14 protein-coding genes and 1 pseudogene are annotated in these 12,396 nt (G+C 69.9%); 7 read left to right on the top strand and 8 right to left on the bottom strand.

The features are described 5' to 3' along the window. The first annotated feature begins 159 nt into the window (after window positions 1-159). Both ACZ6S6_RS10795 and ACZ6S6_RS10790 read left to right on the top strand, forming a co-directional pair. Window positions 160-717, top strand: coding sequence for a YceI family protein (locus ACZ6S6_RS10795; RefSeq protein ID WP_362963058.1), 558 nt, complete (start codon window positions 160-162; stop codon window positions 715-717). Between the two features lie 96 nt (window positions 718-813). After that, window positions 814-1,257 carry an ester cyclase gene (locus tag ACZ6S6_RS10790; RefSeq protein ID WP_362963056.1) on the top strand — a complete coding sequence of 148 codons (444 nt, stop codon included), beginning with the start codon at window positions 814-816 and terminating at the stop codon, window positions 1,255-1,257. Between the two features lie 79 nt (window positions 1,258-1,336). On the opposite strand, the gene ACZ6S6_RS10785 is transcribed toward ACZ6S6_RS10790, so the two are convergent. Next, the gene (locus ACZ6S6_RS10785) at window positions 1,337-1,765 is read right to left on the bottom strand and encodes a pyridoxamine 5'-phosphate oxidase family protein (protein WP_362963054.1); all 429 of its coding nucleotides are present in this window, start codon (window positions 1,763-1,765) and stop codon (window positions 1,337-1,339) included. A 163-nt stretch (window positions 1,766-1,928) separates the two neighbouring features. After that, the gene (locus ACZ6S6_RS10780; protein ID WP_469704888.1) at window positions 1,929-2,888 is read right to left on the bottom strand and encodes a quinone oxidoreductase family protein; all 960 of its coding nucleotides are present in this window, start codon (window positions 2,886-2,888) and stop codon (window positions 1,929-1,931) included. 287 nt (window positions 2,889-3,175) lie between these two features. Between ACZ6S6_RS10780 and ACZ6S6_RS10775 the strand changes: the two genes are divergently transcribed. Together ACZ6S6_RS10775 and ACZ6S6_RS10770 are read left to right on the top strand one after the other, a co-directional pair. Continuing rightward, window positions 3,176-3,634: a helix-turn-helix transcriptional regulator gene (locus ACZ6S6_RS10775; protein WP_362963050.1), complete on the top strand. Its 459-nt coding sequence runs from the start codon at window positions 3,176-3,178 to the stop codon at window positions 3,632-3,634. Window positions 3,635-3,712: 78 nt separating this feature from the next. Beyond that, a complete protein-coding gene (locus tag ACZ6S6_RS10770) occupies window positions 3,713-3,862 on the top strand; it encodes a hypothetical protein (protein WP_469704884.1) in 150 nt (49 codons plus the stop codon). Between the two features lie 210 nt (window positions 3,863-4,072). Here the strand turns inward: ACZ6S6_RS10770 and ACZ6S6_RS10765 are convergent. The 3 genes and pseudogenes from ACZ6S6_RS10765 to ACZ6S6_RS10755 form a co-directional block, all read right to left on the bottom strand. Further along, window positions 4,073-4,324 (bottom strand): annotated as a pseudogene (locus ACZ6S6_RS10765) (NF041680 family putative transposase); the annotation flags it as partial. Between the two features lie 23 nt (window positions 4,325-4,347). Then, window positions 4,348-5,844, bottom strand: a complete 1,497-nt coding sequence (locus tag ACZ6S6_RS10760) for a caspase family protein (protein WP_469704882.1) — start codon at window positions 5,842-5,844, stop codon at window positions 4,348-4,350. After that, the gene (locus tag ACZ6S6_RS10755) at window positions 5,841-6,746 is read right to left on the bottom strand and encodes an effector-associated constant component EACC1 (protein ID WP_469704880.1); all 906 of its coding nucleotides are present in this window, start codon (window positions 6,744-6,746) and stop codon (window positions 5,841-5,843) included. Before ACZ6S6_RS10755 ends, ACZ6S6_RS10760 begins: the two co-directional genes overlap by 4 nt. A gap of 172 nt (window positions 6,747-6,918) precedes the next feature. Here ACZ6S6_RS10755 and ACZ6S6_RS10750 point away from each other — a divergent pair, with 172 nt between their 5' ends. Continuing rightward, entirely contained in the window at window positions 6,919-7,755 is an 837-nt protein-coding gene (locus ACZ6S6_RS10750) for a carboxylesterase family protein (RefSeq protein ID WP_469704878.1), read from the top strand. A 192-nt stretch (window positions 7,756-7,947) separates the two neighbouring features. Here ACZ6S6_RS10750 and ACZ6S6_RS10745 read toward each other — a convergent pair whose 3' ends face one another. Beyond that, entirely contained in the window at window positions 7,948-8,571 is a 624-nt protein-coding gene (locus ACZ6S6_RS10745; RefSeq protein WP_469704876.1) for a TetR family transcriptional regulator, read from the bottom strand. A gap of 132 nt (window positions 8,572-8,703) precedes the next feature. On the opposite strand from ACZ6S6_RS10745, the gene ACZ6S6_RS10740 reads away from it, so the two are divergent. Then, window positions 8,704-9,549 (top strand): class I SAM-dependent methyltransferase, encoded by an 846-nt coding sequence (locus tag ACZ6S6_RS10740; RefSeq protein ID WP_362963042.1) that lies wholly within the window; start codon window positions 8,704-8,706, stop codon window positions 9,547-9,549. 205 nt (window positions 9,550-9,754) lie between these two features. Beyond that, a complete protein-coding gene (locus tag ACZ6S6_RS10735; RefSeq protein WP_362963040.1) occupies window positions 9,755-10,207 on the top strand; it encodes a flavodoxin family protein in 453 nt (150 codons plus the stop codon). A 216-nt stretch (window positions 10,208-10,423) separates the two neighbouring features. On the opposite strand, the gene ACZ6S6_RS10730 is transcribed toward ACZ6S6_RS10735, so the two are convergent. Continuing rightward, window positions 10,424-11,359, bottom strand: a complete 936-nt coding sequence (locus ACZ6S6_RS10730; protein WP_469704873.1) for an NADP-dependent oxidoreductase — start codon at window positions 11,357-11,359, stop codon at window positions 10,424-10,426. Between the two features lie 79 nt (window positions 11,360-11,438). Further along, the gene (locus ACZ6S6_RS10725) at window positions 11,439-12,188 is read right to left on the bottom strand and encodes a DODA-type extradiol aromatic ring-opening family dioxygenase (RefSeq protein WP_469705011.1); all 750 of its coding nucleotides are present in this window, start codon (window positions 12,186-12,188) and stop codon (window positions 11,439-11,441) included. Window positions 12,189-12,396 lie beyond the last annotated feature (208 nt).

Here is a 12,396-nt window from a genome sequence, read left to right as displayed (position 1 = left end):
GGGCTGTCCCCTGGGCGGGTGTTCGTTCGTCGCTTTGGTATGAGGGACATACCAGCGGTCATGCCCAGGACGGTTCGCGGCGGTCGCGTCGCGGGGCCCGCGCACGGGCGGCCCGCCGGGGGTGTCCCCGGCAGCGGCATCACGACCATGGAGGAAGCCATGAGCTCCGCACCAGCGACCGGCACGATCCCCGGCTATGCGGCCGGCACCTGGAAGGCCGACCCGGCGCACTCCGAGATCGCCTTCACCGTCCGGCAACTCATGGTCAGCAAGGTGTGCGGCCGGTTCACCGGCTCCGACGTCACGATCGTCACGAGCGAGGACCCACTGGGCTCGTCGGTCGTCGCGACGATCGACACCGCGTCCATCGGCACCGGCAACGAGCGGCGTGACGACCACCTCCGCTCCGCCGACTACTTCGACGTCGGGAAGTACCCGACGATGAGCTACCGCTCCACCGGCATCCGCCGGACCGCTGACGGCTGGGCCGTCGACGGTGAACTGACGATTCGCGGTGTCACCCGTAAGGTGCCGCTGGCCGTGAGGGCGAACGGGTTCGGCCCGGTCCCGTCCGATGCCCGGCGGGCCGCCTTCTCCGCGACCGCGCAGATCAGCCGGCGTGACTTCGGCATCCGCATCCCGATGGACGGCATCGGCGGCGTGGTCGGCGACAAGGTGTCGATCAGCCTCGACATCGAGGCCGTCCTCCAGAAGTGATCCGAGCCGGACGCGCTGCCGCACACCGGCGGCCACGCCCTCGCCGCGACCAGCGGCAACCACCCGAATGCACGTGCCGACCCGAGGTGAAGCCAGATGTCCACAGCCCGGTCAACCGACCACAGAGCGACGCTCGGCCGACTGCATGAGGCCGTCAACCGCGGCGACGCGGAGCTCATCGCGAAGACGATCGACGAGCTGTTCGAGCCGGACGTGCTGATCCGCACGTCCCTGCCGGTCGAAGCGACGGGGGCGCAGGCCCTGAAGGAGGTGTTCACGACGCTTTGCCGGGCCTTCCCCGACCTTCACATCGAGGTCGAGGACATGATCGCCGAGGGGGACAGACTGGTCTCCAGGAACACGGTCACCGGGACCCACCTGGGCGAGTACATGGGCCTTCAGCCCACCGGAAGGCCGGTCGCCTACAACGAGATCTTCATCTTCCGCTTCGCGGGCGACCGGATCGCTGAGACCTGGGGAGTCGTCGACGTCCTCGCGCAGATGCGACAGCTCGGCGCGGCTCCCGGAGCAACTTCATGATCACAGCTGCATGGATCACAGCTGCATGAACGCGGCTGCATGAACGCGGCGACAGACGGCCCGGTGGGTCCTGCCCTCCTCAGACCTCGCCGAGGTCCGAGCTGAGCCAGCGCTGCGGCCGCATGTGGATGACCACCTGCTCGCCGTGCTCCTTCCAGGCGAAGTCGACATAGCCGTCGACCTTCTCGGCGGCGAGGTAGCGCGACGACATCTCCACCAGGCGTTCGCGTGTGGCCGGGACCGTCGAGATGACGGGGCCTTCGACCGAGACGTATCGGACGGTCGGCGAGACACGGTCGACCATCAGGCAGAACCGGCCCGCCTCGGCGATCGCTTTCCCCTTGCGGGAGTTGAGCCCCGTCATGATCCAGACATCACCGCCCGGCCGGTACTGGTACCAGATCGGGACCGTCAGCGGTGACCGGTCCTGCTCGGCGACGTTCACGGCCAGCGCGGCGATGTGCGGCTCCGCCAGAAACCGCTCGCGCTCTTCACGGGTCAAAGCCACGGGGGACTCCTTCGTGGTGGGTGTCGTGAGCTCTTGGAGCCGCATTATGCAACGTCTGCGCCGTCTCGTCCTTGGTGCCGCGGCGCGGACGGTTCATGAATCGCCCCGGTGCCGGAGCGGGGGCGGGCGCGTGGGATCAGCGGCGTGCGGTGCGCGGACGACGTCAGGGCGTCAGGACGATCCGCTGGCCTGGGGCGGTCGCGGTGTTCCAGGCCTGCTCGACCTGGCTCAGCGGGATGAGCAGCGGGTCCACGGTCAGTGTTCCGGCGACGATCTGCTCGGCGAGGGAGGGCAGTTCGGCGACGATGCCCGCGGTCGTCACGGAACCCTGGCCGCTGCCCATGATGTTCAGGTTCGCCGCGCGCAGCAGGGACGAGGGCAGCGTGATGTTCTGGCCGGCCATGGATCCGATCTGGATCCAGGTCAGCGCCTTCGCGCGGTCGGCGCGAGCGGTCAGCAGCGCGGGCATGGCCTGCTGGGTGATCTGGCCCCACAGGTAGTCGATGACGACATCGACGTCCGCGGCCGCCTGCCCGAGCCGGTCGGCCACCGCCGTGTCGTCGCCGGTCAGGCTCACCGTCTCGTCGGCCCCGATGCCCTCCAGCAGGCGGAGGCGTTCCGGGGCGCGGCCCGCGCCGATCACCCGGCCGGCCCCGAGATGCCGGGCGATCTGGACGGCCAGCTGACCGGCGTTGCCCGTGGCACCCAGGACCAGGACGGAGCTGCCGGGCTTGAAGGAGATACGGGAGCGCAGCGCCACCCAGGAGGACATGCCGGGGTTCATGGCCGCGGCCACGTCGGCGGGGTCGGTTCCGGGCGGCAGGGCGATGGCCCGGCGGCGGTCGACCACCGCCTGCTCCGCCATGGTGCCCAGGGCCGTGTCCGTGGCGACGAAGTAGAGCAGTTCGCCCTCCTGGGTGCGGCCGACCGCGTCGAACCCGGGAATCAGCGGCAGCGTGCCGTCGGAGGTGTAGTGGCTGCCGTTCGCGGCCGAGCGCACCCGGGGGTGCAGACCGGCGGCCAGGACGTCGACAAGGACCTCGTGGTCCCCGGAGGCGCTGGGGGCCGGGAAGCTCTCGAACCGGGGCGGGGATCCGAAGGACCGTACGACTGCGGCGTGCATGGGGTTCTCCCGTTCCGATCGGGCTGCCGCCACCCTGTGGTCTGCGGCATGTGGTGTGCGGCACGTACTAGATTCGACCAGATCAGGCCGCTCGGCATCCCGCGCGACCGGCGGGCGGGAACGGCCGCCGGGTGGCCGCGCTCACCGAAGAGCTGTCCGCCGGTCAGCGCACACGGCTCACCGACCTCGCCACTCGCGTCTCGGCACGGTCCGGCACCCAGGAACACGTGCTTTGAGAACGGCGGGAATCGCAGGGTTGGCCGCACGGGCGGAGGTACCCTCGGCACATGGACGACCCGCACCTTGCCAACCTCGCGCACCTGCGCCGGGCGCGGGATCTCGTCGACCGGGAGTACGCACGGCCACTCGACGTGCCGGCCATGGCGAGCCGCGCGCTGATGTCGCCGGGGCATTTCTCCCGAGCGTTCCGGGCGGCCTACGGCGAGACCCCGTACAGCTACCTCATGACCCGGCGGGTCGAGCGGGCGATGGCGCTGCTGCGTACGGGCATGACTGTGACCGACGCGTGCATGGCGGTCGGCTGTACCTCCCTCGGCTCGTTCAGCTCACGGTTCACCGAACTCGTGGGGATGACACCGAGCGCGTACCGGGCCGGAGATCACAGCGCCGTGCTGGCATTGCCCGCGTGTCTGGCCAAGGCACACACCCGGCCGGTCAAGGACCAGCCGGTCAGGATCGGGGGAGCGGCCCCCACTGCCCCAGGAACAGGCGCGGGCGCCGTCTAGCTTGACTCTGTCGGGAACCTTGGTGCGTCGGGCTCTGGTCTCGAGGACTGGCCAGGACTTCGGCCGGGGCAGGCCATCATGGTCCAGGAAGGTCTGGCCCCGGCGGTGCTGACGGGTGGGGACGCCCGGCACTGGCCCGGTGACGGTGACCCGGTGCTCGCGTTCGGCCCCGTCCAGGTGGACAAAGGAGCTGAAGCCGGCGTCGACCAGGTGCTCGGCGGGCAGTAGCCCGCGATGCGCCCAGGCGCGTGTGGTGTCGTACGGCGAGACGATCGCAAGGCGGAGGGCGGCAGGGCACCTTCGTCGGCGGTGCGCCAGCGCGGGCGCCCTGCCGGGTCGCGATAGTAGTTCTGCACGACGATCCGTCGCAGCGCCTCGGCTTGTGGGCCGAACCGGTCCGGTCCGTTCTGGTGGATGAGTTCCAGCAGCCGGCAGGCGTCATTGCCGGCTGCGAGGATCCTGGCCTTGGGCCGGGTGGGGTTCTTGCCCAGTTGGACCGGGCGGCCGTAGAGCAGTCCCCAGTCCTCGTCGACCAGGCGGGCCCGGCCGGTTCGGTTTGGCTGCGCGGGCTGGGCATGCCATGTGGGGGCGGAGGTTCCTGAACCCGCGGTGAACGCGGGCGGGGGTGAGTCGACCGGGTTCCGCACGACGTTCCCAGGGTCGGCGGAGGACCTCGGCGAGGGGCCGGAGCCGAGGTGCACGAAACCCAGAGCCTATGCGGTCATCAGGCAGCTGTGCTGGGCTGATGTGTTGGTCTCGTCTGAACTGTTGCGGAGAAGACAGCGGATCTTGCTGGTTCCGCTCAGGGAGAGGAATGGCCCACGGTCGCTTCCGTCGTTTTCCTGCATGGCGGAGAAGACATCGATCAGGGTGAGGTGTGCCGCGGCTCCAGGGATGCCGGCGTGCAGCATCTTGAGCAGTTTGGCAGTGAAGGCTGCGTGGTCGCCTTCCACGTACGCCAGTCCGGTGCGGTCTGTCGAGCAGAGGGTGTAGACGTCGGCCGTCGTAGCGGAGGCGGCGTCCGCCAGACGGCCGCCGAAGCTCGTGTCAGCAATGACGACGTGTTCCCGTGCTCTGGACTCACCGAGGATTCCTGCGAGGACTGAAGCTGGTGCCGCGGTGTAGGAGAGTCGATCCACCCGGCTTCCTCGTGTCAGGAGACTCAGATCGCCTGAGCGTGAGACGCCGCTGTGGCCTGAGTAGTAGACGAGGAGCAGGTCTTCGGCGTCTTCGGCCGCGTCCCCTACGGGCCCGAGCAAATCGGCCGGCGTGCCGGGATCAAGGACCAGAGTGCAGTGCTCCGGAGCGAATCCGAAGATTGTGGCGTTGAGGAGTGCTTCGCGGATCGCCAGGGCGTCGTTGTGGCTTGAGGGAAGATCGATGAGTCCGTCGTTCTCGTAGGTGGCGCAGCCGATGACGACGGCACGTGATCGGCTGAAGTCGAGCTCGGGTACGCCGGGTTCGGGTAGAGGTGCTCCGAATGCGCGATTGCGTACAAGAGGAAAGTCGCCAGCCTCCTTCTTATTGCATTGCTCTGGGAGCGGGAACTTGGTGGCGCGCATCCGCTTGCGCACGTCGCCGTAGATGTCGGTCATGCGCAGCTGCGGCCCAGCCGTTGGGATTCCGCTCTTGAGGGTGTCCAAGAGGTAGTGAGTGAACGCGCTGTAGGTGTCTCCGTCCGGGGCTTTCGAGCGTCGGTGTTTCGGCGCTGACGTGAGGCAGTACAGACCTTCGGCGGCGAGCTGGTCCTTGACCAGCTGCGATGGGTCGGACATGAGGTCACTGTGCGCGCGGCCGCTGTAGCAGCAGTCGAGCACAATGATCTTGGTGGATGCCGCAGACTGCTTGATGATGTCAGCAACGTAGGAGAACGGCAGGCTGGACCACGGTGCCTCGGGTTCGCTACCGGTGAGAGTCAGGTGGAGTTCGCTGTTGTCCCCGGACAGCTGACCATGACCGCTGTAGTAGACCAGCAGGATGTCCTCGGCCTCTTCGGCTGCCTGTTTGAGCGGCTGCATGATGTCTGCTGGTGCCACCGGGTCGTCGACCAACCTCACCTGCTCGGGGGTGAAACTGCTGAGCTCAGGATTGGTGAGCACTCCTGCGAGACCACGGATGTTGTTGTACGAGTGGGGGATTTCTTCGAACACTCGGTAGGTGGCAGTGCCGATTAGTACGGCACGGGCGGCGGCGTTCGGTAGCTGGGTCATGCCTCGGGCTCGCCCTCCAGTTCGCGCAGGATGCGGCTGGCGATGCCGTCCGGGTCACGCAGCCGCGCGGCGTCGATCTCGACCTCCTTCTCGCCGCTGCGCACGCGGATATGGACGTTGCGGCGTCGAACTCCGGCCCAGGTGCCGACGGACGCGGCAAGTGCGGTCAGGACTCCTTGCGGTTCCAGGAGCACTTGCAGTGCCTCGAGGACCGGCCCCATGTCGCCGCTCTCAGAGGGCGCGTACCGACCCGAGATCGTAGAGCCTCTGAGTTCGTCGTCATCTCGTAGCCACGTCTCCAACTGCCGCAACTCGTAGGCCGCTTCGTCGCCGTTCAGGCCGATCTCGACGTTCACGATATTCTCCCCCGCTTTCGACTGACGGAGCACAAAGGATAGTCGGGGTTTAATCGCCCGTTTGGAAGAACGGTGTCCGTTCATCGCCTTCGGGAGCGATCCGGATAGGACGCAGCTGATGTTGCCCTTGAGGAAGGCGAGCCGGATGGTGGCAAGGATGGTTCCTTCCCGGTCCGCGATGGCCTGGAGCGACAGGTGGTCCGGCTCGTACCAGATTCGCCATTGGCCAATACGGGAGGCCGTGTGCTGCTTCGACCGCAGTCTGCGTTGAAGGCCCAGCCACTCCTTCGGGCTGATGAAGGTGTGGCGCGTGGTGAAGTAGCTGTGTGCGTCGAGGCGATGATTGGTGGGGGCGCGCTGCGGCCGGCCCGAGAACGGGTGGGAGCGATAGATGTCCGCCGGTGGAGGGACCTCGGGTTCGGCCAGGTCTGTCAGGTCGCTGGTAGTAGCGTGGGTGAGGACCAGCCCACCCAGGGCGCGCGCATCGCGCAGCACCACATTCACTGGATTTGCCACCGCGTGTCCGTCGAATGGGCGAAGCGTCATCGTCGCAAGAAGGTCCTGATGTGCGGGTGAGTCAGCAGTCGTGTTGAACTCCGAACGTCACGGGGCTGATGCGGAGTTTCGCCGGGCAGCCGTCTCAGCGACACGTTTCCTTCATCCGGGCGCGGATACGGACCCGCCCTTACTGTGACGCTATGTGTCTGAAAGGTGCGTCATGAGGCTGTCCGCGATGTTTGTAGTCGCTGTGGCGCTGGCTGCGCTGTCCACCGCGGGCTGCTCCCAAGCTCCCCTGGAGACGGCGGCCGCGGCAGTGTCGCCGACGGACGCACCGGTCACGGTTCGGGTGGACACCGGGCTGCTGCGAGGTGACTCGACCGCGACGGCCCGGCACTTTCTCGGTGTGCCCTACGCGAAACCGCCGGTCGGCAAGTTGCGCTGGGCGCCACCGCGGCCCGCGGCCTCGTGGCCGGGCGTCCGGGAGGCCACCCGACCCGGCAGCAGTTGCCCGCAGACGTCCCGTGGGCCGGGTCAGCCCGCCTCCACGGACGAGGACTGCCTGTTCGTCAACGTCACGACGCCGCGCAAGGTGGTGCCGGGTGCCGAACTGCCCGTCATGGTGTGGTGGCATGGCGGCGGCTACACCAGCGGCGCCGGCAGCGAGTACAACGCCGACCGGCTGGCGGCCCAGGGCAACGTCATCGTGGTGACCCTCAACTACCGGCTGGGCGTCTTCGGCTACTTCGGCCTGCCCGGCCTGCCCGGATCGGGCAACTTCGGACTGGCAGACCAGATCGCCGGCACCCAGTGGGCCAAGGACAACGCAAAGGCGTTCGGCGGCGACCCGGACAACATCACCGCCTTCGGTGAGTCGTCGGGCGGCATGTCGGTGTGCGCGATGCTGACCTCCCCGCAGGCACGCGGCCTGGTCGACAAAGCGAGCATCGCGTCCGGGTCCTGCCTCCTTGACTGGCCGACCGGCGGCCTGTACCCGGGCGCACCGCACAGCAACGCCCGGGATGGCGCTCCCGGAGGGATCTGGCGCCACTGGTAGGCCAACGGCAGACCGCGTCAAGTCGCTGGTGCCGGACCACCTGCCGATCCGCGTCATTCACGCCTCCACGGCGCGCCCGGCGAGGCGCGTCGGTCGCCCCATGGCCGCGAACATCCGGGGGGACCGGCCGCGCCACGTCCTGACACCCCGCGACCGGGAGCAGGGCCGCGGCGGCGGCAGGCGTACCCGCGTCTACTCCCCGGCCGATGCGTCGTCGGAGGCGGCAGACCCGGCAGCCCCAGCGAGCATGGCGATCAGCCCGCGCACCTGCTCCCGGGGGTCCGGGGCGCCGGGCCAGCCCGTCATCAGTAGGTGATGAGTGGTTCCGACCACGGCGAGCGCGACCGCGGCCGTGTCGGTACCCGCCGCGAGACGGCCCAGGTGCTGTTCGGCGTCCAGATACCGGGTGATCGACTCCTGGATCGACGCGAAGCCCGGCGCCCCCGCCTCCAGTGCCTGGCGCAGCCGCAGGGAGGCGGCAGGGCGCGTCACGGCCAGGCCCGCGATCGTCGGACCGCCGGAGTCCAGAAGCGCGAGCGCGACATCGCGGAGATTCCCGGCCACCGTGCCCCCGCCCGCCCGTCCGGGCAGCGCCTCGGCCTGCCGTGCGGTGTGCGCGAACCTGTCCAGCACCAGATCGGCGACGAACTCGTCCAGGCCGGCGAAATGGGCGTGCAGCACGCCCTTGGCGCAGCCCGCCTCGCCGGTGATCGCCCTGCTGGTCAGGGCTCCCGGCCCCTCACGGGCCAGCACACGCTCCGCCGCGGCGAACAGCCGCTCCCGAACGTCCGGCATCGCTACTCCACGCGGTGACATGGGGGCTCCTTCCGAAGTGATGTCGCGGCCCGCCGGGCAAGGCTGGGGTTGCCAGTATGGGCGCGCGCCCATACTGTATGGGCGTACGCCCATCATAGATCCGGCGTTCCCGCACCCAGTAGGAGGCACCCGATGCTGAGCATCGCCAACACCGAGCAGGCGCAGGCATGGAACGGCTACGAAGGCACGTACTGGGCGCGCAATCAGGACCGCTGGGACGCGGTGAACGGGGGCTTCAACGAACCGCTGCTCGCCGCGGCCGCGATAGGCGAGCGGGACCGGGTGCTCGATGTCGGCTGCGGAGCCGGAAAGACGGCACGGCTGGCCGCCGGGCGAGCCGCCCTCGGGCGGGTGCTGGGGGTCGACCTGTCGGTCCCCATGCTGGAGCGCGCCCGGCTGACGGCGGCGCGGGAGGGCATCGGCAATGTGACGTTCGATCACACGGACGCCCAGGTCCACCCCTTCGAGCCCGCCGCCTTCGACGTGGCGGTCAGCCGCTTCGGGGTGATGTTCTTCGGTGACCCCGTCGCAGCCTTCACCAATATCGGCCGCGCCCTGCGCCCCGGAGGCCGCCTGGCGTTCATCTGCGCCGCTGACGCCGGCGGCAACGAGTGGATCCAGGCCATGTCCGTGCTGCGCGACCACCTGCCCCTCGGGGAGTTCGGGGCGCCGGGCGGTCCGGGGATGTTCTCCCTGGCGGATCCGGACCGCATCCGCACGGTGCTTTCCTCGGCGGGGTTCGTGGACGTCAGTCCGGTGGGCGTGGAGGCGTACGGGGACTGGGGACGGGACGCCGAGGACGCGGCGGACTTCCTGCTGGACAGCGGTCCTGGACGCCATCTGACCGATCAGGTGGACCAGGGGACCCGGGACCGCGCCCGCGAGGCGCTCGTGAACCGCCTGCGCGACCACGAGGAACGGGGTGCCGTCCGGCTGCGCGGTACCGCTTGGCTGGTCACCGCCCGCCGTCCGGCGTGATCGTGCCCGGCCGGCGGACCGGAAGCGGTGCACGCGCCGGGTGGACCGGAAACGGTGCACGCGCCGGGCGGACCGGGAGCGTGCCGCCGCAGGGCGGACCGGTGAACGGTGCGCGCGCCCGGCGGTTTGAGCGCCCGTGGTGCGGTCGCCATGTGACGCGTGCCTCGCTTGCGGCCTGGAGGCGGGGGCGGCAGGGTTCGGGGGTGTGGCCACTCTGCTGATCGTTCATCACACGCCCTCGCCGAACTGCCAGGCGCTGTTCGAAGCCGTCGTCTCCGGTGCGGCGGCGGAGGGGATCGAGGGCGTCCGGGTCGTGCGGCGCGCGGCACTCGCCGCGACGGCGTCCGACGTGCTCGCCGCCGACGGCGTTCTGCTCGGCACCCCGGCCAACCTCGGCTACATGTCGGGAGCCCTCAAGCACTTCTTCGACCAGGTCTACTACCCCTGCCTGGACACGACGCGCGGCCGGCCCTTCGGGTACTACGTGCACGGTGGCAACGACGTCACCGGGGCGGTACGGGCCATCGAGTCGATCACCACGGGTATGGGGTGGCGCCGCGCGGCGGACGCCGTGACGGTGACGGGCGAGCCGGGCAAGGCCGATACCGAGGCGTGCTGGGAGCTGGGGGCGACACTCGCGAGCGGCCTGATGGACTGATTCCTCCCAACGGTGCCCCGGCCACGGCCGGGGCACCGTTCCCCGTGCCGCGGAAGTGGGCAGGTCTTCGCCGTCGGCGGCAATGTCGAGGGTGCCCGGCGGACCGGCATCCGTGTGCCGTTCATCCGGATGTCCGTCTTCTCGATCGCCGGCACCATGGCGGCGGATCGTCGGACTTCCGGGCCGCCCACCGGCGGGCGGCCCGGAAGGGTGTGATCAGGGAGCGACCACGACCGTCTTGCCGAGCAGCCGTCCGGCGCCGGCATCCTCATGCACGGCGGCCAGCTCGGCCACCGGGCGGTGGTCGGCGACGTGGAGCCGGAGCGTGCCGGCGTCCATCCTGGCGACCAGCTCGGCCAGCTGCGCTCCGTCGCTGCGGACCCACAGGCTCGCACTGCGCACCCCCCGGGCGGGGGCCTCGGGAATCGGGCCGGCTGTGCTGGCGGCGACTCCGCCGTCGGCGACGTAGTTCGTCAGCTGCGCGAGCTCCTCCGGGGCGACGCGCACGTGGTTCACCACGACGTGGAACGGACCACCCACGGCGGCCGGGCCCGAAGCGAGGGCGAGGGGGCCGACGACCCGGTCCGCGCCGTAACCCCGAAGGCGGTCGGCGTGCTGCGGCGAGTCCACCGCGGTCACGTGCGCGCCCGCCTCGACGGCGAGCTGAACCACGAGGCTGCCCACCGCGCCCCCCGCCCCGTTGACCAGGACGGTCTGACCGGGCTTCAGCTCGGCGAGCTCGAACGTCGTCTGCCAGGCCGCCAGGCCGATCAGCGGCAGTGCCGCCGCGTCGACCAGTTCGGTCGTCCGGGGCGCCGGGGCCAGGGACTCGGCCGGGGCGAGCGCGTACTCGGCGGCGCCGCCGGCGGAGTCGAGGGGCAGCATCGCCACGACCCGGTCGCCGACCTCCAGGCCCGTCACGTCCGCGCCGAGTTCGGCGACGGTGCCCGCCAGGTCGATCCCCGGCACGTACGGGAGAGTGATCGGCATCATCTCGGCCATGACACCGGCGCGGATGTGGTCGTCGACCGGGTTGAACGATGTGGCCGCCACCCGCACCAGCACCTGCCCGGTGCCGGGGACCGGACGGTCGACGTCCTCGTAGCGCAGGACCTCGCTGTTGCCGAACTCGTGGAAACGTATTGCCTTCATGGCACTTTCCTCCAGGGTGTATCGATGCCGTCGCCAACGGATGGGGCGATCGGGCGGGACGGGAAGTACGTCGGGGTGCTCAGGTCAGCTGAACCGACCGGGTGGAGTTGCCCATCACCATGCGGTCGATGGCGCTCACGGCGCTGCCGGGGTCGTCGGCGGCGCCGACGGTGAGCAGCAGTGGGACGAAGTGGTCGGCCGTCGGATGGGCGACCGCGGCGCCGGGTGCCTTGTTGCGGTAGTCGGTGAGGGCGTCGGCGTCGCCCCGGGCGAGAGCGTCAACGGCCCATTCGTCGAACGCCGTGGTGTCGGCTGCGAGCTCCGGCCGGCGGAAGACGGCGAAGCTGTGCGTCATGAAGCCCGAGCCGAGAACGAGGATGCCTTCCTCGCGCAGCGGCCGCAGGCGTGCCCCGAGCTCGATCAGGGCGCTGGGGTCGAGGCTGGGCATCGACAGCTGCACGACCGGGACGTCGGCCGCGGGATACATGGCCATGAGCGGGATGAAGGCGCCGTGGTCGAGGCCGCGGTCGGCGAACTCGTGCACCGGCGTCCGGCCCAGCAGGCCCGTGAGCCGACGAGCCAGGTCGGTGGCGTCCGGGGTCGCGTAGGGAAGGGTCTTGTAGCGGGGGTGGAAGCCGCTGAAATCGTAGTGGAGCGGGGTGCCGGCGGCGGCCCCGGATATCGCGACCGGTGCCCGTTCCCAGTGCGCCGAGACGACAACGATGGCGCGGGGTTTGGGCATCGACCCGGCCCAGTCGAAGAGCTCGCCGAGCCACTGCGGGTCGTCGAGGGTGAACGGGGCCCCGTGGCTCACGAAGAGGCTGGGCAGGGGCCCGTCGGAGGGGGTCCACACCCGCTGCTCACGCGCCTTCGGCAGGACCCGGGCAAGGAGGTCGTCGTACGCCGCGGCCGGTGTGCGTAACGGGAAGGGGGAAGTCAGGCCGTTCGGGGAGGCCAGGCTGCTCGTGGTGGTCATCGAAACCAGCTCCTTCACTTGCCTGGGCAAGTGCTTTCACTTGCTCAGGCAAGTGAAAACG

This window comes from Streptomyces sp. NPDC048671 (assembly GCF_055587045.1).
Note: the sequence above shows the minus strand (reverse complement) of the source record. Positions and strands in the feature narration are given on the sequence as shown.

Excerpts from the sequence above, each read along its gene's own strand:
- ACZ6S6_RS10760 (WP_469704882.1), bottom strand. The coding sequence starts at position 5,844 with ATGACCCAGCTACCGAACGCCGCCGCCCGTGCCGTACTAATCGGCACT.
- ACZ6S6_RS10745 (WP_469704876.1), bottom strand. The coding sequence starts at position 8,571 with ATGTCACCGCGTGGAGTAGCGATGCCGGACGTTCGGGAGCGGCTGTTC.
- ACZ6S6_RS10730 (WP_469704873.1), bottom strand. The coding sequence starts at position 11,359 with ATGAAGGCAATACGTTTCCACGAGTTCGGCAACAGCGAGGTCCTGCGC.
- ACZ6S6_RS10775 (WP_362963050.1), top strand. The coding sequence starts at position 3,176 with ATGGACGACCCGCACCTTGCCAACCTCGCGCACCTGCGCCGGGCGCGG.
- ACZ6S6_RS10795 (WP_362963058.1), top strand. The coding sequence starts at position 160 with ATGAGCTCCGCACCAGCGACCGGCACGATCCCCGGCTATGCGGCCGGC.
- ACZ6S6_RS10755 (WP_469704880.1), bottom strand. The coding sequence starts at position 6,746 with ATGACGCTTCGCCCATTCGACGGACACGCGGTGGCAAATCCAGTGAAT.
- ACZ6S6_RS10740 (WP_362963042.1), top strand. The coding sequence starts at position 8,704 with ATGCTGAGCATCGCCAACACCGAGCAGGCGCAGGCATGGAACGGCTAC.
- ACZ6S6_RS10770 (WP_469704884.1), top strand. The coding sequence starts at position 3,713 with ATGGTCCAGGAAGGTCTGGCCCCGGCGGTGCTGACGGGTGGGGACGCC.
- ACZ6S6_RS10780 (WP_469704888.1), bottom strand. The coding sequence starts at position 2,888 with ATGCACGCCGCAGTCGTACGGTCCTTCGGATCCCCGCCCCGGTTCGAG.
- ACZ6S6_RS10790 (WP_362963056.1), top strand. The coding sequence starts at position 814 with ATGTCCACAGCCCGGTCAACCGACCACAGAGCGACGCTCGGCCGACTG.
- ACZ6S6_RS10750 (WP_469704878.1), top strand. The coding sequence starts at position 6,919 with ATGAGGCTGTCCGCGATGTTTGTAGTCGCTGTGGCGCTGGCTGCGCTG.